This window comes from Neptunomonas phycophila (assembly GCF_001922575.1).
GTDB lineage: Bacteria > Pseudomonadota > Gammaproteobacteria > Pseudomonadales > Balneatricaceae > Neptunomonas > Neptunomonas phycophila.
In genome coordinates this window covers 1-21,097 of record NZ_MRCI01000004.1, presented here as the reverse complement: position 1 = coordinate 21,097, position 21,097 = coordinate 1, and the positions used below count along the sequence as shown (strand labels likewise).

At 46.6% G+C, this 21,097-nt stretch carries 34 protein-coding genes; 2 read left to right on the top strand and 32 right to left on the bottom strand.

Features of this window, described 5'->3' with window-relative positions; translation table 11 throughout:
- Window positions 1-61: 61 nt before the first annotated feature.
- Window positions 62-1,270 (bottom strand): molybdopterin molybdotransferase MoeA, encoded by a 1,209-nt coding sequence (locus BS617_RS16775; RefSeq protein WP_075174156.1) that lies wholly within the window; start codon window positions 1,268-1,270, stop codon window positions 62-64.
- Window positions 1,271-1,369: 99 nt separating this feature from the next.
- On the opposite strand from BS617_RS16775, the gene BS617_RS16770 reads away from it, so the two are divergent.
- A complete protein-coding gene (locus BS617_RS16770; protein WP_212667479.1) occupies window positions 1,370-1,753 on the top strand; it encodes a SirB2 family protein in 384 nt (127 codons plus the stop codon).
- A gap of 59 nt (window positions 1,754-1,812) precedes the next feature.
- Here the strand turns inward: BS617_RS16770 and rfbD are convergent, their stop codons facing one another.
- Together rfbD and ssb are read right to left on the bottom strand one after the other, a co-directional pair.
- Entirely contained in the window at window positions 1,813-2,730 is a 918-nt protein-coding gene (gene rfbD / locus BS617_RS16765; RefSeq protein ID WP_075174155.1) for a dTDP-4-dehydrorhamnose reductase, read from the bottom strand.
- A 214-nt stretch (window positions 2,731-2,944) separates the two neighbouring features.
- Complete coding sequence (gene ssb, locus BS617_RS16760) at window positions 2,945-3,472, bottom strand: single-stranded DNA-binding protein (RefSeq protein ID WP_075174154.1); 528 nt, start codon at window positions 3,470-3,472, stop codon at window positions 2,945-2,947.
- A gap of 212 nt (window positions 3,473-3,684) precedes the next feature.
- Between ssb and uvrA the strand changes: the two genes are divergently transcribed.
- Entirely contained in the window at window positions 3,685-6,510 is a 2,826-nt protein-coding gene (gene uvrA, locus BS617_RS16755) for an excinuclease ABC subunit UvrA (RefSeq protein ID WP_075174153.1), read from the top strand.
- Between the two features lie 116 nt (window positions 6,511-6,626).
- Here uvrA and rplQ read toward each other — a convergent pair whose 3' ends face one another.
- The 29 genes from rplQ to BS617_RS16610 form a co-directional block, all read right to left on the bottom strand.
- A complete protein-coding gene (gene rplQ, locus BS617_RS16750) occupies window positions 6,627-7,007 on the bottom strand; it encodes a 50S ribosomal protein L17 (protein ID WP_075174152.1) in 381 nt (126 codons plus the stop codon).
- A gap of 40 nt (window positions 7,008-7,047) precedes the next feature.
- Complete coding sequence (locus BS617_RS16745; RefSeq protein ID WP_075174151.1) at window positions 7,048-8,052, bottom strand: DNA-directed RNA polymerase subunit alpha; 1,005 nt, start codon at window positions 8,050-8,052, stop codon at window positions 7,048-7,050.
- A gap of 26 nt (window positions 8,053-8,078) precedes the next feature.
- The gene (rpsD, locus tag BS617_RS16740; protein WP_075174150.1) at window positions 8,079-8,699 is read right to left on the bottom strand and encodes a 30S ribosomal protein S4; all 621 of its coding nucleotides are present in this window, start codon (window positions 8,697-8,699) and stop codon (window positions 8,079-8,081) included.
- 15 nt (window positions 8,700-8,714) lie between these two features.
- The gene (gene rpsK / locus BS617_RS16735; RefSeq protein ID WP_075174149.1) at window positions 8,715-9,104 is read right to left on the bottom strand and encodes a 30S ribosomal protein S11; all 390 of its coding nucleotides are present in this window, start codon (window positions 9,102-9,104) and stop codon (window positions 8,715-8,717) included.
- A gap of 25 nt (window positions 9,105-9,129) precedes the next feature.
- Entirely contained in the window at window positions 9,130-9,486 is a 357-nt protein-coding gene (gene rpsM, locus BS617_RS16730) for a 30S ribosomal protein S13 (protein ID WP_075174148.1), read from the bottom strand.
- Between the two features lie 132 nt (window positions 9,487-9,618).
- Window positions 9,619-9,735, bottom strand: a complete 117-nt coding sequence (gene rpmJ, locus BS617_RS16725; RefSeq protein WP_075174147.1) for a 50S ribosomal protein L36 — start codon at window positions 9,733-9,735, stop codon at window positions 9,619-9,621.
- An 18-nt stretch (window positions 9,736-9,753) separates the two neighbouring features.
- The gene (gene secY / locus BS617_RS16720) at window positions 9,754-11,082 is read right to left on the bottom strand and encodes a preprotein translocase subunit SecY (RefSeq protein ID WP_075174146.1); all 1,329 of its coding nucleotides are present in this window, start codon (window positions 11,080-11,082) and stop codon (window positions 9,754-9,756) included.
- The gene (gene rplO, locus BS617_RS16715) at window positions 11,083-11,517 is read right to left on the bottom strand and encodes a 50S ribosomal protein L15 (RefSeq protein WP_075174145.1); all 435 of its coding nucleotides are present in this window, start codon (window positions 11,515-11,517) and stop codon (window positions 11,083-11,085) included. It lies immediately after the preceding gene.
- A gap of 14 nt (window positions 11,518-11,531) precedes the next feature.
- On the bottom strand, window positions 11,532-11,714 hold the full coding sequence (gene rpmD / locus BS617_RS16710; RefSeq protein WP_075174144.1) for a 50S ribosomal protein L30: 183 nt from the start codon (window positions 11,712-11,714) through the stop codon (window positions 11,532-11,534).
- A 6-nt stretch (window positions 11,715-11,720) separates the two neighbouring features.
- Window positions 11,721-12,221: a 30S ribosomal protein S5 gene (gene rpsE, locus BS617_RS16705; protein WP_075174143.1), complete on the bottom strand. Its 501-nt coding sequence runs from the start codon at window positions 12,219-12,221 to the stop codon at window positions 11,721-11,723.
- Window positions 12,222-12,232: 11 nt separating this feature from the next.
- Window positions 12,233-12,583, bottom strand: coding sequence for a 50S ribosomal protein L18 (gene rplR / locus BS617_RS16700; protein ID WP_075174142.1), 351 nt, complete (start codon window positions 12,581-12,583; stop codon window positions 12,233-12,235).
- Between the two features lie 9 nt (window positions 12,584-12,592).
- Window positions 12,593-13,126 carry a 50S ribosomal protein L6 gene (gene rplF / locus BS617_RS16695; RefSeq protein WP_075174141.1) on the bottom strand — a complete coding sequence of 178 codons (534 nt, stop codon included), beginning with the start codon at window positions 13,124-13,126 and terminating at the stop codon, window positions 12,593-12,595.
- 9 nt (window positions 13,127-13,135) lie between these two features.
- Window positions 13,136-13,528 (bottom strand): 30S ribosomal protein S8, encoded by a 393-nt coding sequence (gene rpsH / locus BS617_RS16690; RefSeq protein WP_075174140.1) that lies wholly within the window; start codon window positions 13,526-13,528, stop codon window positions 13,136-13,138.
- 83 nt (window positions 13,529-13,611) lie between these two features.
- Window positions 13,612-13,917 carry a 30S ribosomal protein S14 gene (gene rpsN, locus BS617_RS16685; protein ID WP_075174139.1) on the bottom strand — a complete coding sequence of 102 codons (306 nt, stop codon included), beginning with the start codon at window positions 13,915-13,917 and terminating at the stop codon, window positions 13,612-13,614.
- A gap of 15 nt (window positions 13,918-13,932) precedes the next feature.
- On the bottom strand, window positions 13,933-14,472 hold the full coding sequence (gene rplE, locus BS617_RS16680; RefSeq protein ID WP_075174138.1) for a 50S ribosomal protein L5: 540 nt from the start codon (window positions 14,470-14,472) through the stop codon (window positions 13,933-13,935).
- 12 nt (window positions 14,473-14,484) lie between these two features.
- The gene (gene rplX / locus BS617_RS16675; protein WP_075174137.1) at window positions 14,485-14,802 is read right to left on the bottom strand and encodes a 50S ribosomal protein L24; all 318 of its coding nucleotides are present in this window, start codon (window positions 14,800-14,802) and stop codon (window positions 14,485-14,487) included.
- A gap of 100 nt (window positions 14,803-14,902) precedes the next feature.
- On the bottom strand, window positions 14,903-15,271 hold the full coding sequence (rplN, locus tag BS617_RS16670) for a 50S ribosomal protein L14 (RefSeq protein WP_075174136.1): 369 nt from the start codon (window positions 15,269-15,271) through the stop codon (window positions 14,903-14,905).
- A gap of 76 nt (window positions 15,272-15,347) precedes the next feature.
- Window positions 15,348-15,611: a 30S ribosomal protein S17 gene (gene rpsQ, locus BS617_RS16665; RefSeq protein ID WP_075174135.1), complete on the bottom strand. Its 264-nt coding sequence runs from the start codon at window positions 15,609-15,611 to the stop codon at window positions 15,348-15,350.
- Window positions 15,608-15,802 carry a 50S ribosomal protein L29 gene (gene rpmC / locus BS617_RS16660; protein ID WP_075174134.1) on the bottom strand — a complete coding sequence of 65 codons (195 nt, stop codon included), beginning with the start codon at window positions 15,800-15,802 and terminating at the stop codon, window positions 15,608-15,610. The genes rpsQ and rpmC overlap by 4 nt, the downstream gene beginning before the upstream one ends.
- Complete coding sequence (gene rplP / locus BS617_RS16655) at window positions 15,802-16,215, bottom strand: 50S ribosomal protein L16 (protein ID WP_075174133.1); 414 nt, start codon at window positions 16,213-16,215, stop codon at window positions 15,802-15,804. The genes rpmC and rplP overlap by 1 nt, the downstream gene beginning before the upstream one ends.
- An 11-nt stretch (window positions 16,216-16,226) precedes the next feature.
- The gene (gene rpsC, locus BS617_RS16650) at window positions 16,227-16,913 is read right to left on the bottom strand and encodes a 30S ribosomal protein S3 (protein WP_075174132.1); all 687 of its coding nucleotides are present in this window, start codon (window positions 16,911-16,913) and stop codon (window positions 16,227-16,229) included.
- Window positions 16,914-16,930: 17 nt separating this feature from the next.
- Complete coding sequence (rplV, locus tag BS617_RS16645) at window positions 16,931-17,269, bottom strand: 50S ribosomal protein L22 (protein ID WP_425488321.1); 339 nt, start codon at window positions 17,267-17,269, stop codon at window positions 16,931-16,933.
- An 8-nt stretch (window positions 17,270-17,277) separates the two neighbouring features.
- Window positions 17,278-17,556, bottom strand: a complete 279-nt coding sequence (rpsS, locus tag BS617_RS16640) for a 30S ribosomal protein S19 (RefSeq protein ID WP_075174130.1) — start codon at window positions 17,554-17,556, stop codon at window positions 17,278-17,280.
- Between the two features lie 19 nt (window positions 17,557-17,575).
- Window positions 17,576-18,400: a 50S ribosomal protein L2 gene (rplB, locus tag BS617_RS16635; RefSeq protein ID WP_075174129.1), complete on the bottom strand. Its 825-nt coding sequence runs from the start codon at window positions 18,398-18,400 to the stop codon at window positions 17,576-17,578.
- A 13-nt stretch (window positions 18,401-18,413) separates the two neighbouring features.
- Window positions 18,414-18,710, bottom strand: coding sequence for a 50S ribosomal protein L23 (rplW, locus tag BS617_RS16630; RefSeq protein ID WP_075174128.1), 297 nt, complete (start codon window positions 18,708-18,710; stop codon window positions 18,414-18,416).
- On the bottom strand, window positions 18,707-19,315 hold the full coding sequence (rplD, locus tag BS617_RS16625) for a 50S ribosomal protein L4 (RefSeq protein WP_075174127.1): 609 nt from the start codon (window positions 19,313-19,315) through the stop codon (window positions 18,707-18,709). The genes rplW and rplD overlap by 4 nt, the downstream gene beginning before the upstream one ends.
- A gap of 1 nt (window position 19,316) precedes the next feature.
- Complete coding sequence (gene rplC, locus BS617_RS16620; RefSeq protein ID WP_075174126.1) at window positions 19,317-19,964, bottom strand: 50S ribosomal protein L3; 648 nt, start codon at window positions 19,962-19,964, stop codon at window positions 19,317-19,319.
- Between the two features lie 114 nt (window positions 19,965-20,078).
- Window positions 20,079-20,390, bottom strand: a complete 312-nt coding sequence (rpsJ, locus tag BS617_RS16615) for a 30S ribosomal protein S10 (protein ID WP_075174125.1) — start codon at window positions 20,388-20,390, stop codon at window positions 20,079-20,081.
- Window positions 20,391-20,564: 174 nt separating this feature from the next.
- Window positions 20,565-21,097 (bottom strand): EF-Tu C-terminal domain-related protein (locus BS617_RS16610; RefSeq protein ID WP_249263639.1); only part of this gene is annotated, 533 nt, incomplete at its 5' end.

Sequence of the window (21,097 nt, the reverse complement as noted above, 5' to 3'; positions counted from 1 at the left end):
TCTCTAACCAACTAATAAAGGCCGCTATTTTACCTGTTTAAGCACAGTAAACCCAAGCATATCAGCCAAGTAGCTCCGTAAAGGGCAAAAAGGTCAACATATCACCTTTGGAAATCTCAATTTCCGATGGAATAACCGCCAACCCATCAGCCCAGCTTGCCGAACTCAGCACACCTGAATTTTGATTACCAAAAGCCACTAACTCGCCGCCATCCAACCTAACGCGTACATACTCCTGCCGTGACCCAGCCGCCCGATAAAATCCAGCAGGCAATCGGTATGACAAATCACGCTGATGTTTTATCCCCTGCATTGATAATAAAAAAGGCCTAGCTAGGATACAAAACGTCACAAGCGTGGAGGCGGGATTACCCGGTAAGCCGAAAAAGGGAATACCTTTTATACGACCAAACGCCAACGGCTTACCCGGCTTAATCTTTAAACGCCAGATATTGATATGCCCAACCATTTCTACTGCTTGGCGCACATGGTCCTCTTCACCAACAGAAACACCACCAGTACTAATAATACAATCTGCAAGTTCAGCAGCCTGCAGCAAAGCGTCGACTGTGGCATCAAGCGAATCCTGCACTCGCCCAATGACGACAGGTTCCATCCCTAATTTCTTCAACAGAGCCATCAAAACATATCGATTCGAGTTATATATTTGACCGCTTTCAAGCGGCTGGCCCGGATCTACTAGCTCATCCCCTGTTGATAAAATCGCCACTTTAAGTGGTTTGAACACGTCTAAACACTCATTCCCCGTGGAGGCTAGAACGCCGATGTCAGCCGGCTGTAAGCGCGTCCCTACAGGAATAACGATGTCGCCCCGTTTTATATCTTGCCCTGCCTTGCGTACATATTGCCCCGGACGCACAGGCTCGCCAAAAATAACACCACCCGGCGCTAGCGCCACCGCTTCTTGCATAACAACAGCATTAGCACCTTCGGGAATTTCTGCCCCAGTAAAAATACGCGCAACTGCACCCGGCTCAAGAGCACTCGGTGCGTGACCCGCTACTACTCGCTGTGATATGGGATATATAACACCCGGCACAATAGAAGCGGCATCAACGGCATAACCATCCATACTACTGTTATCAGCAGGCGGCACATTAACTGTTGCCGCCGATTGCTCTGCTAACACCCGCCCCACAGCGTGCTCCAGCTTGACAGTCTCAGTCTTTGCCGATGCCTGCGCCTCTTTTAGCAGTTCAGCCAACGCTTGGTCGTATGGAATCAAGCCTGGTTGATCGCAACTTGCCATCGTTTCTCATCCTCTTTTTGTGTCATCGCTTGATTGGTGTTTTACAAACCCGTTTAATATCGCCTACGCACACATTCATTTTGTTTATCGGAATCTAATATGACTGAACTGTACCCGCTTTTTAAACACCTGCATATGACATGTGTAGGCCTGAGTGTCTTACTTTTTATAGCCCGCGGTCTAGGCATGCTAGTTGATGCGCAGTGGATTCGTAATAAACTCATGCGTGTGCTTCCGCACATTATTGACACTGTATTACTACTCAGCGCGATAGCCTTGGTTATCATTTTACAAGCCTATCCATTCCAGTCCGGCTGGGTTAACGCAAAAATTATCGGTTTGATTGTTTATATTGCATTAGGCGTAGTCGCCTTAAAGAAAGGAAAAACAAAGAAGGTACGCGCTACGGCCTTTATATTAGGTTTAATAACCGTAGGGTATATCGCAAGTGTCGCCGTTACTCACAATCCAATGCCATGGTAAACAAGTAGCAGTAAAGGCTAGCCAAGCGCTAGCCTTTACCTTTAGATAACAAGGTAAGGTCAGTAGCGCTTATTCGTGTAAATATCCCGCAACACACTCACCAGCTCACTGCGCCAAGGACGCTGCTTGATACCAAAAGTGCTAAGCAGTTTATGACATTTTAAAACAGAGGAAGCTGGCCGCTCGACTTCGGCATGCAGCTCTTTTTTAGGTACAGGTATGAGCACTTCTGTTTTGAGCGCCTCGTACTGCCCTGCTCCCGCCAAGATAGCCTCGGTAAAGCGATAACGAGTCGTTATCTCAGCGCCACAATAGTGATACGTTCCCCAAGCCTCTGCTCCATTATCCAACTGCTTAATAATAGCGACAATGACCCGAGCAACATCACTTGCCGACGTAGGGCATCCTTGACGATCATCAGCCGCTTCAATAGCTTGGCTCACACGTGCTTTTTCTAATGTGCGCAGTAAATAGTTATAACCATGGGTGCTAAAAATCCAACTCACACGCAATATGATATGCTTTGGCTGGTATTGACGGAGCAACTCCTCTCCCTGGCGTTTGCTTTCCCCAAACACACCCAAGGGTGATACTTCATCATCTTCGCTATAACCACTCGCATAATGGCCATCAAATAGGTGATCGGTGGATAAGTGCACAATAGGGATTGAAAGCGCGCCACACTCCTCAGCTAGGTTAGCAATTCCATCACGGTTGAGCTTAAAACAATGCTGCTTATCATGCTCGGCTGCGTCCACCTTGTTATAGGCAGCGGTATTCACCACATAATCGGGCATATAATGATCCAGCGCATGACGAATAGACTCAACCGAAGTGATATCCATGCCGTGGCGATCCAGCGCTATCATCTCAAAGTACGTATCACTAAACCCAAGCTTCACCAGCTCAGAACCAACTTGGCCCTGCGCTCCTGTCACTAATACTTTTATAGGCGCCGACTGACTCCACCCTGCCATATAACCTCAAAAAAATTTACTAATTTATCAAGCCAGTATAATGCAAAGTAACTGAACGGAAACCCTTATAAGCAGTTTAAATTCACTCAGTCAAAATAATAACTAATGTAAGCCTACTGTTCATTCTCACATAAAAAAGCCCAGCATCTTAGCTGGGCTTTACAGTATATTTTTCTAAACGAATTTTAATATAGGCTTTGTTTGTATTCAGAGCCTAAAATGGAATATCGTCGTCAAAGTCATCAAAGTTTGGCGCTGGCGCAGGCGTCTGTTGCTGAGGCGCTGGGGCAGGGCGATTTTGCTGTGGAGCTGGCTGACTTGGAGCCGGGCGGCTATTTTGCTGAGGAGCCTGCTGAGAACCGTACCCTGGGTCTTGATTATACCCACCACCACTATTATCGCCTCCGCGACCACCTAGCATCTGCAGTTCGCTCGCTACAATCTCAGTCGTGTAACGATCTTGACCACTTTGATCTTGCCACTTGCGCGTACGTAGTGCTCCTTCAACGTATACCTGAGAGCCTTTACGCAAGTATTCACCTGCGATCTCTGCTAGCTTATTGAAGAAGACAATACGATGCCATTCCGTGCGTTCTTGGTTTTGCCCTGTTTGCTTGTCTTTCCAGCTTTCACTGGTAGCAATTGTAATGTTGGTCACTGCATTACCAGATGGCATGTAGCGAACTTCAGGATCGCCTCCAAGATTACCGACTAGAATGACCTTATTGATACCGCGCGCCATACGAACCCTCGTTTACTGTCAAAGCCTTCGCTTTTTATTACAAATCATAACGATGAACATCTAAAGATGTGCATTGTCTATTACCGTTTAAAACCTCATTCTCATTCCTTAAGAACGGGTTAAAAATTATTCAGATAAGCATATCATAGCGCTGCCTATCATCGGTACTCTATAATCCCCCTTTGCTGATCTGAAGTCTGACTGGAGCATACATGGATACCATTCTGGTTCGCGGTGCGCGCACCCATAACCTGAAAAACATCGACCTTGATATTCCTCGCGATAAATTAGTCGTAATAACGGGGCTATCTGGCTCAGGAAAGTCATCCTTAGCCTTTGACACTCTCTATGCTGAAGGACAAAGGCGGTATGTTGAATCGCTATCGACTTATGCGCGCCAATTTCTATCTATGATGGAAAAGCCTGATGTTGACCATATTGAGGGATTATCACCGGCCATCTCCATTGAGCAGAAGTCGACCTCTCATAACCCGCGCTCAACAGTAGGCACTATTACTGAAATCTATGATTACCTTCGCCTACTTTTTGCGCGAGCTGGGGAGCCTAGATGTCCTGATCATAACCTTCCCTTAGCGGCTCAAACGGTAAGCCAGATGGTTGACCAGGTTATTGCCTTACCAGAAGACACCAAACTTATGTTGCTTGCTCCTGTTGTACAAGGGCGCAAAGGTGAGCACTTACATACTTTGCATGACTTACGTGCACAGGGTTTTGTTCGAGCGCGCATTAATGGAATCGTTGTCGACCTAGATACAGCACCCGAGCTAGACAAAAACAAAAAACACTCGATCGAGGTCGTGGTTGATCGCTTCAAGGTACGGGACGATCTCCAAATTCGATTAGCCGAGTCTTTTGAAACCGCACTAAACCTCACTGACGGTATTGCACGTGTTGCTTATATGGACGGCGACCAAGATGACATGGTCTTCTCTTCGCGGTTCGCATGCCCAGAGTGTGGACACAGCATTCAAGAACTAGAACCTCGTTTATTTTCGTTTAACAACCCACATGGCGCTTGCCCTAGCTGTGATGGTTTAGGTGTAAAGCAATACTTCGACCCTAAAAAAGTGGTGCATGACGATTCTTTAACTTTATCAGAAGGCGCCATCAGAGGCTGGGACCGTAGGGCCCTGTATTATTTCCAACAACTCAAAGCGGTCGCGGAGCACTTTGGCTTTGATATGGATACGCCGTTTAACCAACTCGACAAAAAACATCAGGATGCCATCCTAAAAGGGTCAGGTAAAACCACAGTTCCTTTTAAATACCTGAATGACCGCGGTGACAGCATCGTAAAATCGCATCCTTTCGAAGGCGTACTCAATAACCTTGAGCGGCGATATAAAGAAACTGAATCAGAGATGGTACGCGATGACCTAGCTAAATATCTCAATATGCAGCCTTGTCCGTCATGCCATGGCACACGCTTACGACGTGATGCCCGCCATGTGTTTATCGAAGAGAAGACGCTACCTGATATCGTGATTATGCCTATCGGCGAAGGCATGGACTACTTCGAAAATCTAAAACTTACTGGCAAACAAGGTGAAATCGCCGATAAGATCTTAAAAGAAATTAGGCTTCGTCTATCCTTCTTGGTCAATGTCGGCCTGGATTATCTATCCCTTGACCGTAAGGCTGATACCTTGTCTGGCGGTGAAGCTCAACGAATCCGGCTTGCCAGCCAAATTGGTGCAGGCCTCGTGGGTGTTATGTACATCCTTGACGAGCCCTCAATAGGCCTGCATCAACGCGACAACGAGCGACTACTTCAAACACTAGAGCATTTAAAAAGCTTAGGTAACACTGTCATTGTGGTAGAGCATGACGAAGACGCGATTAGACTCGCTGATTATGTCGTCGATATAGGACCAGGCGCAGGCGTTCATGGCGGTGAAGTCGTCGCGGCCGGCACCCCTAAAGAAGTCATGGAGAACCCAAACTCGTTAACGGGGCTCTACCTCAGCGGCAAAAAAGCAATACAGATCCCTAAAACACGTAACCCCATTGACCCAAACAAAAAGCTGGTTTTAACCGGTGCCAGTGGTAACAACTTAGACAATGTAACGCTTGAAATACCAGTGGGTGTGATGACTTGCGTGACGGGAGTCTCAGGTTCGGGTAAATCTACGCTTATTAACAATACACTCTACCCGCTAGCTGCTACCGCGCTTAATAACGCAACGACACTAGAAGCAGCACCTTATGAGAAAATAGAAGGCCTTGAGCACTTCGATAAAGTTATCGACATAGATCAAAGCCCTATCGGCCGAACACCTCGTTCAAATCCGGCCACCTATACAGGCATATTCACACCGGTAAGAGAACTGTTAGCAGGCACTCAAGAATCACGCTCACGCGGTTATAAACCAGGCCGTTTTAGCTTTAATGTTAAAGGCGGACGATGCGAAGCATGCCAAGGTGATGGCGTCATTAAAGTAGAGATGCATTTTTTGGCTGATATTTATGTGCCTTGTGATATTTGTAAAGGAAAACGCTACAACCGCGAAACCTTAGAAATCAAATACAAAGGTAAGAGTATTGATGAAATTCTTGGGCTGACTATCGAAGATGCTCGCGTCTTCTTTGATGCTATACCCGCATTAGCAAGACGCCTACAAACGCTTATCGATGTTGGTCTTTCTTACATCAAGCTTGGACAAGCAGCAACCACACTTTCTGGAGGGGAAGCTCAACGCGTTAAATTAGCGAAAGAACTTTCCAAGCGTGATACAGGCAAGACTCTATACATCCTAGATGAACCTACAACTGGTCTACATTTTTATGATATAGAACAGCTACTCGGCGTACTTAACCGTCTTAGAGACCATGGCAATACGGTAGTCATTATCGAGCACAACTTGGATGTTATAAAAACAGCTGATTGGTTAATCGACTTAGGGCCTGAAGGCGGCAGTAAAGGTGGCTATATTATCGCGCAAGGTACGCCTGAATCAGTTGCGGACTCTCCAGAGTCTCATACTGGACGCTTCTTAAAGCCTTTGCTTAAGCGATAGGGATACCCGATTAATTAGGTTGGTTAGATTTGTCCCTTAACCAACCTAAAAAATTGGACAAAGCTAAACGACAGACGAAAAAAAACCCGGCGTACCGGGTTTTTTTATTGAAGAGCTTACTCTTCTGAAGCTGAAGCTGGTTTACGATCAACCAATTCAACGTAAGCCATAGGTGCATTATCACCAGGACGGCTACCGCATTTAAGAATGCGAATGTAACCACCAGGACGATTCGCATAACGCGGACCTAGCTCGTTAAACAGTTTACCAACTGCTTCTTTACTACGTGTACGGTCGAATGCCAGACGGCGATTAGCAACCGAATCTTCTTTTGCCAGTGTAATCAGTGGCTCAGCAACACGACGTAGTTCTTTAGCTTTTGGCAACGTAGTTCTGATTAATTCATGCTCAATCAGAGAGTTAGCCATGCTCTTGAACATCGCCTTGCGGTGTGAGCTGGTACGATTTAAATGGCGGCCAGATTTACGATGACGCATTGTAAATTCCTTACCAACTTGGTCTTATAAAAACCGCGTCTTATGACGCGATTTTATCGTCGTTCTTCAGGCTAGCCGGAGGCCAGTTCTCAAGACGCATACCTAAAGATAAACCTTTAGATGCAAGTACGTCTTTGATCTCTGTCAGCGACTTTTTGCCTAGATTTGGAGTCTTCAGTAGCTCAACTTCTGTACGCTGAATCAGATCACCAATATAGTAAATCTGCTCTGCTTTCAGACAGTTGGCGGAACGAACCGTCAATTCCAAATCATCGACAGGGCGCAACAGAATCGGATCTACTTCCGGCTCTGCTGGCTCATCTTTCGCCTGGTCAGCAGCATCTTCAAGATCAACAAATACAGACAGTTGATGTTGTAGGATAGTTGCTGCGCGACGGATGCACTCTTCAGGATCAATCGTACCGTTAGACTCGATATCTATAACAAGCTTATCTAAGTCAGTACGCTGTTCCACACGAGCACTTTCGACAACATAAGAAACACGGCGAACCGGGCTAAAAGTTGCGTCCAGCTGGAGGCGACCAATAGCGCGAGTTTCGTCCTCGTCACTGATACGACTATCAGCCGGTACGTAACCACGACCACGCGTTACCTTCAACTGCATATTAAGTGTCGCACCTGAATTCAGGTGAGCAATCACGTGATCTGGATTCGCAACTTCAACATCTTGATTAAGCTGGATATCACCGGCAGTAACTGCACCAGATCCCGACTTAGTCAGAGTTAACGTAGCTTCATCACCATTGTGCAGAGCGATAGCAACACCTTTAAGATTTAACAGGATTTCGATAACGTCTTCCTGCACACCTTCTAAAGTGCTGTATTCGTGCAATACACCGTCAATTTCAACTTCAGTGACGGCACAGCCAGGCATTGAAGATAAAAGAATACGACGCAGAGCGTTGCCCAACGTGTGACCAAAACCACGCTCTAGAGGTTCTAAAGTCACTTTTGCACGTGTGTTACTGATTTCCTGAACGTCAATATGACGAGGGCTCAGAAACTCGTTTACAGAACGCTGCATAGTTCCACCAATCAAGAGTTCATGAATTACTTAGAGTACAGCTCTACGATCAGCTGCTCATTGATGTCTGCTGACAACTCACTGCGCTCAGGAATAGACTTAAAAGTACCTTCCATTTTGCTAGAGTCAACGGCAACCCACTCAATAGGAGCGCGCTGAGAAGCTAAATCCAACGCGTTTTTAACACGCAATTGGTTTTTCGCTTTTTCACGAACTGCGACCACATCACCCGCCTGAACTTGGTAAGAAGCGATATTCACAACTTGACCATTAACAGTAATCTGACGGTGGGATACGATCTGACGAGATTCAGCACGTGTAGAGCCAAATCCCATACGATATACCACGTTATCCAAACGCCCTTCTAGCAATTGCAACAAGTTCTCACCTGTTGAACCTGCTTGACGAGCAGCTTCTTTGTAGTAGTTGCGGAACTGACGTTCCAATACACCGTAAATACGACGTACTTTCTGTTTTTCTCGGAGCTGCAAACCGTAATCAGACAGACGACCACGACGAGCACCATGTACACCAGGAACAGTTTCAGCTTTACACTTACTGTCTAATGCACGGACACCGCTCTTCAGAAAGAGGTCTGTACCTTCACGGCGTGACAGCTTGCACTTCGGTCCAAGATATCTTGCCATTTTACCGACTCCAGTTTATACGCGACGTTTTTTGGGTGGACGACAGCCGTTATGTGGAATCGGCGTTACGTCTGTAATGTTACTGATCTTGTATCCACAACCGTTGAGTGCACGCACTGCTGACTCACGACCTGGACCAGGACCCTTAACAAAAACGTCAAGATTTTTTAAACCATATTCCAAAGCTGCCTGACCGGCACGTTCTGCAGCAACCTGAGCTGCGAACGGAGTGCTCTTACGAGAACCACGGAAGCCAGAGCCTCCAGAGGTTGCCCAAGAAAGAGCATTACCTTGGCGATCGGTAATGGTGATAATTGTATTGTTAAAAGAAGCGTGGATATGCGCAAAGCCATCCACTACCTGCTTTTTAACCTTTTTACGTGTGCGATTACCTGGCTTAGCCATATTGGAAATTCCTATCGCTTAACACTTATTTACGGATCGGCTTACGTGGACCTTTACGCGTACGCGCATTGGTCTTACTACGCTGCCCACGAACAGGCAAGTTGCGACGATGACGGATACCACGGAAACATCCGAGGTCCATTAGGCGCTTGATGCTCAATGTGAGCTCTCTACGCAGGTCACCTTCGACAGTAAACTTACCCACTTCACCACGAACTACATCTAGTTGCTCATCTGTTAAATCGCCTATCTTGGTAGATTCAGCGATGCCAGATGCAACACAGAGTTTCTTAGCAGTAGTGCGGCCAATCCCATAAATGTAAGTCAGAGAAATAACCGCATGCTTATTGTCAGGAATATTGACGCCAGCTATACGGGCCATTCAACTTACTCCATCTAATGTGTGCCTAAACACAAAAATTCTATTATATGTACATAGAAGGCGCGCAATTATACGCCCTGATTAAAATTAAATCAACTGCGTAAACGCACCTTCTATGCCCCAGTCAGGCGATTAACCCTGACGCTGCTTGTGGCGAGGTTCCACTTTGCAGATCACGCGAACGGTACCGTTACGACGTACGATTTTGCAATTACGGCAAATCTTTTTTACAGATGCACGTACTTTCATGATCCACTCCTAGGGTGCTCAGCGCAGTAAACCTGCGCCGCTACCTTTGAGATTAGATTTTTTCATCAGGGACTCGTATTGATGCGACATCAAATGTGACTGCACCTGAGCCATAAAGTCCATAACCACGACTACAACGATCAGCAAGGACGTACCACCAAAATAGAAGGGTACGTTCCAAGCTACCACAAGAAATTGTGGCATCAGCGATACAGCTGTTATGTATAAGGCACCAAACAAAGTTAAGCGACCTAATACAGTATCGATGTAACGGGCAGACTGCTCACCTGGGCGTATACCCGGAATAAAAGCACCTGACTTCTTGAGGTTATCGGCTACTTCACGCGGATTAAACATAATCGCGGTGTAGAAGTAACAGAAGAACACGATACAAACTGCAAACAGAATGATATACAAAGGCTGGCCTGGCCCTAAAGCCAAGGCGATGTCTTGCAACCATTCCATTCCTTCTGTTTGCCCAAACCACTGACCAACAGATGCAGGAAACAGTAAAATACTCGACGCAAATATAGGTGGTATTACACCAGCCATATTGACTTTAAGCGGTAGGTGACTAGTTTGCGCAGCAAACACTTGTCGCCCTTGCTGTCGTTTCGCGTAGTTTATGGTAATACGACGCTGACCGCGCTCCATAAACACAACAAAACCAACAGTAGCAACTGCTAAAACCGCAATCGCTAATAGCGCTAATATATTCAGGTCTCCCTGACGAGCAGCCTCAAATGACTGCCCTATAGCACTTGGCAAACCAGCAACAATACCAGCGAAAATCAGGATAGAAATACCATTACCGATACCACGTTCAGTAACTTGCTCACCTAACCACATCAAGAAAACCGCACCGGCTACCAGAGTAACAACAGCTACAAAGTAGAAGTTGAAACCGGCAGAGAAGGCAATCCCCTGATTAGCTAGACCCACAGCCATCCCGAAAGATTGAACTGTAGCAAGTACAACAGTGCCGTAGCGCGTGTACTGATTAATCTTACGGCGACCAGCCTCACCTTCTTTCTTCAACTGTTCCAAATGCGGGCTCACCACGGTCATCAACTGCATAATGATAGAGGCAGAGATGTAAGGCATGATACCCAGTGCAAGGATACTCATTCGCTCCAATGCACCACCTGAAAACATATTGAAGAGACTGAGAATAGTCCCCTGATTTTGATCGAACAAAGCAGCTAGACGGTCTGGGTTTATACCCGGCACTGGTATATGAGCACCGATACGATAAACAATAATCGCTAGTAGCACAAAACGGAGGCGAGACCAAAGCTCACCCAAACCATTTTGCAGTCCTGCTGGTACTGATCCTTGCTTAGCCATTTACGCCTCGACTTTACCGCCAGCAGCTTCAATCGCAGCCAAAGCACCTTTAGTCACTTTAAGACCTTTGATGTTGACCGCTTTTTTCAGCTCACCTGACAGGATAACTTTTGCAGTTTTGATTTCATCAGAAATGATATCCGCTGCTTTTAGTGCTGCCAGATCGATTACTTCAGCATTAATGCTATTCAACTCGTTTAAACGAATTTCAGTAGCATAACGTGCTTTACGGGACGTGAAGCCAAATTTTGGCAGACGACGTTGAAGCGGCATCTGACCGCCTTCAAATCCCGGTTTAACAGAACCGCCAGAGCGGGACTTTTGACCCTTGTGACCACGACCGCCAGTCTTGCCTAAACCAGAACCGATACCACGACCAACGCGTTTCGGTGCTTGCTTAGAGCCAGCAGCTGGACTGAGAGTGTTCAGACGCATGTGATGAACTCCCCTTACTCGCCTACTACATTAACCATGTAGTGGACTTTATTGATCATACCGCGAACAGCTGGGGTATCTTCCAACTCAACAGTATGGCCTATACGGCGCAAACCTAGACCCTTTACGCAAAGCTTATGCTTTGGCAGAGTAGCGATTGGACTGCGAACTAAAGTTACTTTTAGAGTCTTAGCCATAATCGTCTACCCCAGGATCTCTTCTACAGTTTTGCCACGCTTAGCAGCAACGTCTTCAGGTGAGCGCATGTGCTGCAAACCTTTAACTGTTGCGCGAACAACGTTTACTGGGTTTGTAGAGCCGTAGCACTTAGCCAGTACGTTGTGTACACCTGCGATTTCAAGAACAGAACGCATCGCACCACCGGCGATTACACCTGTACCTTCAGAAGCAGGCTGCATGTATACACGTGAAGCACCATGACGAGCAGTAACTGGGTACTGCAAAGTACCACCATTTAGCTCAACACGGATCATATTACGGCGTGCTTGCTCCATAGCTTTTTGAATAGCTACAGGCACTTCACGCGCTTTACCACGGCCAAAGCCTACACGGCCATTTCCGTCACCAACAACAGTTAGCGCAGTAAAAGCAAAAATACGGCCGCCTTTAACAACTTTAGCGACACGATTTACTTGAACTAGCTTCTCTTGCAGTTCACCATCTTTTTGTTCGTGATTTGACATCATCGACCCCTTTAGAATTCTAGGCCGCCTTCACGGGCTGCATCAGCGAGTGCTTTAACTCGGCCATGGTATTTAAAACCAGAGCGGTCAAAAGCGACTTTTGTGATTCCTGCTTCTTTGCCACGTTCAGCGATCAGGACACCTACTTTTCCTGCTGCATCTACGTTACCTGTTGCGTCAGCGCGAAGCGCTTGTTCTACAGTAGATGCAGAAGCCAGAACCGTACCACCATCAGCAGAAATTAGCTGAGCGTAGATGTGACGAGGTGTGCGATTAACGCACAGACGCACTTCACCTAGTTCGCGCATTTTCAGGCGAGCACGGCGTGAGCGACGAATACGTGCTTGTTTCTTAGCGTTCATAACCCTGCCTTACTTCTTCTTAGCCTCTTTACGACGAACATATTCGTCAGCATAACGTACACCTTTACCTTTATAAGGCTCTGGCGGACGGAACGCGCGAATCTCTGCTGCTACCTGACCAACACGCTGCTTATCAGCACCACGAATAACGACTGTGGTTTGGTTAGGAGTTTCAGCTGTTACGCCTTCAGGCAATGCATAGTCGATCGGATGTGAGAAACCTAGAGTCAGGTTCAAAACACTACCTTTAGCTGCTGCACGATAACCAACACCTTGCAACTGTAATGTTTTTTCAAAACCTTGGCTCACACCAAAGACCATGTTGTTAACCAATGAACGTGCTGTACCAGACATTGCACGTGCGATTTTAGAGCCATCACGAGCAGCAAAATTTACTTCGCTACCTTCTTGAGTGATCTCAACAGATGTATGAATATCCATTGATAGCTGGCCATTCTTGCCTTTAACAGAAACAAGATTGCCGTCTAACTTAACCTCAACACCTGCCGGTACAACTACGGGACTTTTCGCAATACGAGACATATAACCCCCTTAGAATACCGTACAGATGACTTCACCACCGATACCGGCAGCGCGTGCAGCTCGATCAGTCATCACGCCTTTAGATGTAGAAACAATTGCTACACCTAAACCAGCAGAAACCGAAGGAATATCGTTAGAGCCTTTGTAGATACGAAGACCTGGACGACTTACACGTTTAATCTGTTCAATAACCGGCTTACCTTCGAAATACTTCAGCGCAATCGTAAGTACTGGCTTAGCGTCACCTTCTACAGAAACATCTGCAATGTAACCTTCGCTTTTCAATACTTCAGCAACTGAAACTTTCATTTTGGAAGACGGCATAGATACAGCTGTTTTACCAGCCATGTGACCGTTACGAATACGAGTAAACATATCCGCAAGAGTATCTTGCATGCTCATGCTATTAAGCTTCCTATATGTGCAGCGTGGAGCGGTAGCATTAAAATGCCCAGACCCCCACGCTTACCGTTTAACAAACTGTATTACCAGCTTGCCTTCTTCAAACCTGGAACATCACCACGCATCGCAGCTTCACGCAGCTTGATACGGCTCAGACCGAACTTACGGTAAACCGCATGTGGACGACCTGTGATCTGACAACGACGTTGTTGACGAACCGGGTTTGCGTCACGCGGCAATTTTTGCAGCGCAACTTGTGCGTCCCAACGATCTTCATCAGAAGTCGCAGGGTTCTTAATTTTTGCTTTAAGTTCAGCGCGTTTTGCAGCGAACTTAGCAACCAATTTAGCACGCTTATCTTCACGCGCTTTCATTGAAGTTTTAGCCATTATCCAACCCCTGTCTTATTTCTTGAACGGGAAACCCAGGGCAGCCAGCAAGGCACGACCCTCGTCGTTTGTTTGAGCGGTAGTCGTGACAGTAATATCAAGACCACGCAACTTATCAACCTTATCGTATTCGATTTCAGGGAAGATAATCTGCTCTTTAACACCCATGCTGTAGTTACCACGACCGTCAAAAGACTTAGGATTCAAACCACGGAAGTCACGAATACGTGGGATAGAAACGTCAACTAAACGATCTAAGAATTCCCACATACGCTCACCGCGCAATGTTACTTTACAACCGATCGGCCAGCCTTCACGAACTTTAAAGCCAGCAATAGATTTGCGAGCCAAAGTAACAACAGGTTTTTGACCAGCGATAGCTGTTAAATCAGCTACTGCGTTTTCAAGTTGCTTTTTATCGCCTAACGCTTCACCAACACCCATATTTAGAGTGATTTTAGAAACGCGAGGAACAGCCATAATGTTCGGGCTATTCAACTCTTCTTTAAGCTTTAGCTTAACTTCATTTGCGTATAACGCTTTTAATCTTGACATGGTATCCGCTCCTTATTTACCGACGACTTCGCCGTTAGATTTGAAGAAGCGAACTTTTGTGCCATCTTCAAGAATTTTGAAGCCAACACGATCACCCTTTCCGGTAGCAGGATTGAAGATCGCAATATTAGAAGTAGCAATACCCGCTTCCTTCTCAACGATACCACCCGGCTTACCTAACATTGGGTTAGGTTTGGTGTGCTTTTTCACCATATTGATGCCAGAGACAATCAAACGATCATCTTTTAGCACACGCAGAACAGTACCGCGCTTACCTTTATCTTTGCCTGCGATGACGATTACTTCGTCGTCACGTTTAATTTTACGCATGTTATACCTATATCGCTTCCTACTACCTTCTCATGCTGAAAAACGCCAAACCCTTTCGGGAGTGGCGTTTTCGAAGACAAAATTCAATAAGAATAAGGTCTTACAGCACTTCAGGCGCCAGGGAAATGATTTTCATGAACTTCTCTGAGCGAAGTTCACGCGTTACTGGGCCAAAAATACGAGTACCCATTGGGGCATCGTTGGCATTCAATAATACCGCTGAGTTTGTATCAAAGCGGATTATAGAACCGTCTGGGCGACGTACACCTTTACGAGTACGTACAACAACAGCGTTTAAGACCTGACCTTTCTTAACGCGGCCGCGAGGAATTGCTTCCTTCACAGTCACCTTAATAATGTCGCCGATACAAGCGTAACGACGGTGGGAACCACCTAGGACCTTAATACACTGTACACGCTTAGCGCCGCTGTTATCAGCAACATCAAGCATAGATTCAGTTTGAATCATGGTCTACTCCAAAACTAATTAAGCTGCCCGTCAAACCATGACGGGCAAACCGTCAAATGGAGCGAAGGCGCGTATATTACACCTTCGCAGCACGTTCATCAATAGAAACTAGTGCCCAAGTTTTACTCTTGGATACTGGACGCGTTTCTTGGACAGTTACCAAGTCACCAGTATTACACTCGTTTTTCTCATCATGAGCATGCAGCTTGGAGGAGCGCTTAATGAACTTTCCGTAAATCGGATGCTTCTCTTTACGCTCAACCAGAACCGTGATGGTTTTATCCATCTTGTCGCTAATTACACGACCAGTAACAGTTCGAGTACGTTTTTCAGCGCTCATTTTTCACCTACCTTGTTATTCAGTACAGTCTTAACGCGAGCGATGTCGCGGCGAACTTGGCTCAGTAGGTGAGTCTGCGCCAACTGACCAGTTGATTTCTGCATACGCAGATTGAACTGATCTTTCAGAAGACCCAACAACTCTTGTTGCAGTTCTTCAGATGACTTTTCACGCAGTTCAGTAGCTTTCATTACATCACCGTCCGTTTGACAATGGTTGTAGCGATCGGCAGCTTAGCAGCGGCTAGGTTAAACGCCTCAGTCGCCAGCTCTTCAGGCACACCGCCCATCTCAAATAACACACGACCCGGCTGGATCTGCGCTACCCAATACTCCACGTTACCTTTACCTTTACCCATACGCACTTCAAGCGGCTTATTGGTAATCGGCTTGTCTGGAAAAATACGAATCCAGATTTTACCACCACGCTTAACGTGACGAGTCATGGTACGACGTGCAGCTTCGATTTGACGAGCAGTAATACGGCCACGTCCAGTTGCTTTAAGGCCATACTCGCCAAAGCTAACTGCGCTACCGCGCTGCGCAAGACCGCGGTTACGGCCTTTCATCATTTTACGAAATTTCGTACGTTTAGGTTGTAACATTGACGTTTACCTCACTTAGAACCTTTCTTCTTAGGTGGGTTTTTCTTCTCAGCACGTACCTGTTCGATACCACCAAGAACTTCACCTTTGAAGATCCAGACTTTAACGCCAATCACACCATAAGTAGTGTGCGCTTCATAAGCAGCATAATCGATATCAGCACGCAGAGTGTGCAGAGGCACGCGGCCTTCACGATACCACTCAGAGCGCGCGATCTCAGCGCCACCCAAACGACCGCTTACCTGAATCTTGATACCTTTAGCACCAAGACGCATAGCGTTTTGTACCGCACGCTTCATAGCACGACGGAACATAACACGACGCTCTAACTGGCTAGCTACGCTTTGAGCTACTAGCTGAGCATCTAATTCAGGCTTACGAACTTCTTCAATGTTGATATGAACAGGAACGCCCATCATTTCTGATACAGCATTACGCAGTTTTTCAACATCTTCACCTTTTTTACCGATCACAATACCTGGACGTGCAGTAAAAATGGTGATTTTAGCATTCTGTGCAGGACGCTCGATTTCGATGCGGCTTACAGAAGCACTTTTCAACTGACCTTCCAAGTAACTACGTACTTGCAAGTCATTTAACAATTTTGCAGCGTATTCAGACTTGTCCGCATACCACACAGATGTGTGATCTTTAACGATACCCAGTCGAATACCGGTCGGATGTATTTTCTGACCCATAACGAACTCTCCTAGCCTCAGCCTTTGTCGGACACCTTAACGGTGATGTGGGAGTTGCGCTTCAGGATGCGGTCAGCGCGACCCTTCGCACGAGGCTTAATGCGTTTCATGGTCATAGCTTCATCTACGAAGATAGTTGACACACGTAACTCATCAACATCGGCACCGTCATTGTGCTCAGCGTTTGCAATTGCAGACTCAAGCACCTTCTTAACCAAATCAGCACCTTTTTTAGGGCTGAATGATAAGATCTCAAGGGCTTCACCTACCGACTTGCCGCGAATTTGATCAGCAACCAAGCGCGCCTTCTGAGCAGAAATGCGGGCGCCTATAAGTTTAGCAGCGACTTCCATCATTTATCCCCTTAGCGCTTCTTGGCTTTCTTATCCGCTGCGTGACCACGATAGGTACGCGTAGCAGAAAATTCGCCCAATTTGTGGCCAACCATGTCTTCAGTAATGAAAACTGGAACGTGCTGGCGGCCGTTATGAACTGCAATCGTCATCCCAACAAAATGCGGGAAGATTGTAGAACGACGTGACCAAGTTTTAATTGGCTTACGATCGCTCTTTTCAATTGCAGCTTCTACCTTCTTCAACAGGTGAAGGTCGATAAATGGACCTTTCTTCAGTGAACGTGGCACAGCTGTATCCTCAATCTAGTTACTTGGAACGGCGACGAACGATTAGTTTGTTCGTGCGCTTGTTCTTACGAGTTTTATAACCTTTAGTTGGAACACCCCATGGTGTAACAGGATGACGACCGCCCGAAGTACGACCTTCACCACCACCGTGCGGGTGATCAACTGGGTTCATAGCAACACCGCGAACGGTAGGACGAACACCTTTCCAACGTTTAGCACCGGCTTTACCGAGCTGACGTAGGCTATGTTCGCTGTTGCTTACTTCACCCAGTGTTGCGCGACAGTCAACCAAGACTTTACGCATCTCGCCAGAACGCAAACGCAATGTAGCGTACGCACCTTCACGAGCAACTAGCTGAGCTGAAGTACCAGCAGAACGAGCAATTTGCGCACCCTTGCCAGGCTTCAATTCGATACAGTGGATAACACTACCAACCGGTACATTACGGATTGGAAGCGTGTTACCAACTTTAATATCTGCATCAGCACCTGATACTAGTTTATCACCAGCAACAACACCTTTAGGCGCAATGATGTAAGTACGCTCGCCATCAGCATATTTAAGCAATGCGATGTGAGCTGAACGGTTTGGATCATATTCCAAACGCTCTACAACTGCAGGAATTCCGTCTTTGTTACGACGGAAATCGACGAGTCGATAATGCTGCTTATGACCACCACCAATGTGACGCGTAGTAATGCGACCATTGTTGTTACGTCCACCAGTTTTGCTTTTCTTCTCAACTAGTGCAGCTAACGGCTTACCTTTGTGCAGTTCAGCACCAGAAACCTTAACGACATGACGACGGCCAGCAGAGGTTGGCTTTGTTTTAGTAACTGCCATGATTTAACCCCTCTTATTCGCCACCAAGGAAATCAATTTCAGAGCCTTCGCTAAGACGAACATACGCCTTACGAACGTCACTACGCTTGCCTAAGCCACGCGCAGTACGTTTGGTCTTACCTTTTGCGTTAAGAACGTTTACGCCATCAACTTTGACGTTAAACAATTCTTCAACCGCTGCCTTGATTTCTTGTTTGGTAGCATCTTTTGCCACACGGAAAACTACCTGCTGCGAACTGTCAGCGACGATAGTTGCTTTCTCAGAGATATGAGGACCTAAGAGAACTTTGTACAGACGTTCCTGGTTCATGCTAGCGCCTCCTCAATTTTCTTAAGAGCAGGGACTGTAACTACAACCTTGTCGAAACCAACAAGACTAACCGGGTCAACACCTGCAACATCACGCACATCGACGTGTGGCACGTTACGCGCCGCCAGGTACAGGTTAGCTTCTACGTCTTCTGTAACGATCAACACATTAGACAAATCAAGCTCTTTCATCTTAGCGACAAACTGCTTAGTCTTCGGTGCTTCCATCGCGAACTGCTCAACAACAACTAAACGCTCTTGACGAACCAATTCAGAGAAGATGCAACGCATAGCTGCACGATACATTTTCTTGTTCACTTTCTGCGAGTGGTTACGCGGCTGAGCTGCGAATGTAACACCACCACTGCGCCAGATTGGCGAACTTACAGTACCAGCACGAGCACGACCCGTTCCTTTTTGACGGAATGGCTTAGCACCACCGCCAGCAACATCAGAACGTGACTTCTGTGCTTTAGTACCTTGACGAGCACCAGCCAAGTAAGCTGTAACTACTTGGTGTACAAGTGCTTCGTTGAAATCTTTACCAAAAGCTAGATCGGATACTTCGACCGACCCATTATTGGTTCCAGCGAGATTCAGATTCATTTCAAACCTCCTTGGCGCCAGCTTTAACAGCTGGTTTAACGATGACGTCACCGCCGGTTGCGCCTGGAACAGCACCTTTAATCAACAACAAGTTACGTTCTGCGTCTACACGCACAACTTCTAGAGTCTGAACAGTAACGCGTTCAGCACCCATGTGACCTGCCATTTTTTTGCCTTTCCATACACGACCAGGAGTTTGACACTGACCGATAGAACCCGGAGCACGGTGAGATAGTGAGTTACCGTGAGTCGCGTCTTGCATAGAGAAATTCCAACGCTTGATACCGCCTTGGAAGCCTTTACCTTTAGACTGACCGCTAACATCCACTTTCTGACCTGCTTCGAAGCGCTCAACTGTTAGCAATGCGCCAACGTTGATTTCTTCATCACCCGACAGACGGAACTCCCATAAACCGCGACCTGCTTCAACATTTGCTTTCGCAAAGTGTCCAGCTTCTGGCTTGTTAAGACGGTTAGCCTTAACTGTACCAGTGGTCACTTGGATAGCTGCATAGCCATCCTGATCAGCAGTTTTAACCTGCGTCACACGGTTCGGATCCACCTCGATGACCGTGACTGGCACGGATACGCCATCTTCAGTGAAGATGCGAGTCATACCCGCTTTGCGTCCGATTAAACCTACAGACATTTCAATTACCTCTTGCCAGTTGTGTACGGGGCTGTTACCCACTACGGCTGCCCATTTCAGGGACATTCCACAATCAGCGCTTCATTATGTAAAAATGATATTGCGCGTTGCTTATTAGCCTAAGCTAATTTGCACTTCTACACCTGCAGCTAGATCCAGCTTCATCAATGCGTCAACTGTTTTTTCAGTTGGCTCAACGATGTCCAGAACACGCTTGTGCGTACGAATCTCGTACTGATCGCGCGCGTCTTTATTGACGTGCGGAGAGATCAGAACGGTGTAACGCTCTTTGCGAGTTGGAAGCGGGATCGGACCACGCACTTGAGCACCCGTACGCTTAGCAGTATCTACGATTTCCTGCGCGGACGAGTCGATCAAGCGATGATCAAACGCTTTCAGACGAATTCTGATTTTCTGGTTTTGCATTTTGATCACACTTTTTCAAAAGTTTGATTACGGCAATAGCCGACCTCCCCTCAGGATCAAGGGGACGCAAATTCTACTCATGCGCGTATTAACAGTCAAGCTAAAGCGGCTATTTTTTAACCACACACAAAAAAGCCCTCCATTGGAGGGCTTTTAAATATCTTTCACTCAATATTAAGCGAAGATTTTAGATACAACGCCTGCACCTACTGTACGACCGCCTTCACGGATCGCAAAACGCAGACCTTCATCCATCGCGATCGGCGCAATCAGAGTAACAACCATTTTAACGTTGTCACCTGGCATCACCATTTCTACGCCTTCTGGCAATTCACAGTTACCTGTCACGTCAGTAGTACGGAAGTAGAACTGTGGACGGTAGCCTTTGAAGAATGGAGTATGACGACCACCTTCATCTTTGCTCAGTACGTATACTTCACATTCGAAGTTCGTGTGCGGGTTGATTGTACCTGGCTTAGCCAATACTTGACCACGCTCAACGTCATCACGCTTAGTACCACGCAACAATGCACCAACGTTCTCACCTGCACGACCTTCGTCAAGCAACTTACGGAACATTTCAACACCAGTACATGTTGTCTTAGTAGTTTCGCGGATACCAACGATTTCAATCTCTTCGCCGACTTTAACGATACCACGCTCTACACGGCCTGTTACTACTGTACCACGACCAGAGATAGAGAATA

What these genes read in the sequence shown, in the direction of transcription:
- BS617_RS16775 (WP_075174156.1), bottom strand. Translation starts at nt 1,270, where the DNA reads ATGGCAAGTTGCGATCAACCAGGCTTGATTCCATACGACCAAGCGTTG.
- BS617_RS16770 (WP_212667479.1), top strand. Translation starts at nt 1,370, where the DNA reads ATGACTGAACTGTACCCGCTTTTTAAACACCTGCATATGACATGTGTA.
- rfbD (WP_075174155.1), bottom strand. Translation starts at nt 2,730, where the DNA reads ATGGCAGGGTGGAGTCAGTCGGCGCCTATAAAAGTATTAGTGACAGGA.
- ssb (WP_075174154.1), bottom strand. Translation starts at nt 3,472, where the DNA reads ATGGCGCGCGGTATCAATAAGGTCATTCTAGTCGGTAATCTTGGAGGC.
- uvrA (WP_075174153.1), top strand. Translation starts at nt 3,685, where the DNA reads ATGGATACCATTCTGGTTCGCGGTGCGCGCACCCATAACCTGAAAAAC.
- rplQ (WP_075174152.1), bottom strand. Translation starts at nt 7,007, where the DNA reads ATGCGTCATCGTAAATCTGGCCGCCATTTAAATCGTACCAGCTCACAC.
- BS617_RS16745 (WP_075174151.1), bottom strand. Translation starts at nt 8,052, where the DNA reads ATGCAGCGTTCTGTAAACGAGTTTCTGAGCCCTCGTCATATTGACGTT.
- rpsD (WP_075174150.1), bottom strand. Translation starts at nt 8,699, where the DNA reads ATGGCAAGATATCTTGGACCGAAGTGCAAGCTGTCACGCCGTGAAGGT.
- rpsK (WP_075174149.1), bottom strand. Translation starts at nt 9,104, where the DNA reads ATGGCTAAGCCAGGTAATCGCACACGTAAAAAGGTTAAAAAGCAGGTA.
- rpsM (WP_075174148.1), bottom strand. Translation starts at nt 9,486, where the DNA reads ATGGCCCGTATAGCTGGCGTCAATATTCCTGACAATAAGCATGCGGTT.
- rpmJ (WP_075174147.1), bottom strand. Translation starts at nt 9,735, where the DNA reads ATGAAAGTACGTGCATCTGTAAAAAAGATTTGCCGTAATTGCAAAATC.
- secY (WP_075174146.1), bottom strand. Translation starts at nt 11,082, where the DNA reads ATGGCTAAGCAAGGATCAGTACCAGCAGGACTGCAAAATGGTTTGGGT.
- rplO (WP_075174145.1), bottom strand. Translation starts at nt 11,517, where the DNA reads ATGCGTCTGAACACTCTCAGTCCAGCTGCTGGCTCTAAGCAAGCACCG.
- rpmD (WP_075174144.1), bottom strand. Translation starts at nt 11,714, where the DNA reads ATGGCTAAGACTCTAAAAGTAACTTTAGTTCGCAGTCCAATCGCTACT.
- rpsE (WP_075174143.1), bottom strand. Translation starts at nt 12,221, where the DNA reads ATGTCAAATCACGAACAAAAAGATGGTGAACTGCAAGAGAAGCTAGTT.
- rplR (WP_075174142.1), bottom strand. Translation starts at nt 12,583, where the DNA reads ATGAACGCTAAGAAACAAGCACGTATTCGTCGCTCACGCCGTGCTCGC.
- rplF (WP_075174141.1), bottom strand. Translation starts at nt 13,126, where the DNA reads ATGTCTCGTATTGCGAAAAGTCCCGTAGTTGTACCGGCAGGTGTTGAG.
- rpsH (WP_075174140.1), bottom strand. Translation starts at nt 13,528, where the DNA reads ATGAGCATGCAAGATACTCTTGCGGATATGTTTACTCGTATTCGTAAC.
- rpsN (WP_075174139.1), bottom strand. Translation starts at nt 13,917, where the DNA reads ATGGCTAAAACTTCAATGAAAGCGCGTGAAGATAAGCGTGCTAAATTG.
- rplE (WP_075174138.1), bottom strand. Translation starts at nt 14,472, where the DNA reads ATGTCAAGATTAAAAGCGTTATACGCAAATGAAGTTAAGCTAAAGCTT.
- rplX (WP_075174137.1), bottom strand. Translation starts at nt 14,802, where the DNA reads ATGCGTAAAATTAAACGTGACGACGAAGTAATCGTCATCGCAGGCAAA.
- rplN (WP_075174136.1), bottom strand. Translation starts at nt 15,271, where the DNA reads ATGATTCAAACTGAATCTATGCTTGATGTTGCTGATAACAGCGGCGCT.
- rpsQ (WP_075174135.1), bottom strand. Translation starts at nt 15,611, where the DNA reads ATGAGCGCTGAAAAACGTACTCGAACTGTTACTGGTCGTGTAATTAGC.
- rpmC (WP_075174134.1), bottom strand. Translation starts at nt 15,802, where the DNA reads ATGAAAGCTACTGAACTGCGTGAAAAGTCATCTGAAGAACTGCAACAA.
- rplP (WP_075174133.1), bottom strand. Translation starts at nt 16,215, where the DNA reads ATGTTACAACCTAAACGTACGAAATTTCGTAAAATGATGAAAGGCCGT.
- rpsC (WP_075174132.1), bottom strand. Translation starts at nt 16,913, where the DNA reads ATGGGTCAGAAAATACATCCGACCGGTATTCGACTGGGTATCGTTAAA.
- rplV (WP_425488321.1), bottom strand. Translation starts at nt 17,269, where the DNA reads ATGATGGAAGTCGCTGCTAAACTTATAGGCGCCCGCATTTCTGCTCAG.
- rplB (WP_075174129.1), bottom strand. Translation starts at nt 18,400, where the DNA reads ATGGCAGTTACTAAAACAAAGCCAACCTCTGCTGGCCGTCGTCATGTC.
- rplW (WP_075174128.1), bottom strand. Translation starts at nt 18,710, where the DNA reads ATGAACCAGGAACGTCTGTACAAAGTTCTCTTAGGTCCTCATATCTCT.
- rplD (WP_075174127.1), bottom strand. Translation starts at nt 19,315, where the DNA reads ATGAATCTGAATCTCGCTGGAACCAATAATGGGTCGGTCGAAGTATCC.
- rplC (WP_075174126.1), bottom strand. Translation starts at nt 19,964, where the DNA reads ATGTCTGTAGGTTTAATCGGACGCAAAGCGGGTATGACTCGCATCTTC.
- rpsJ (WP_075174125.1), bottom strand. Translation starts at nt 20,390, where the DNA reads ATGCAAAACCAGAAAATCAGAATTCGTCTGAAAGCGTTTGATCATCGC.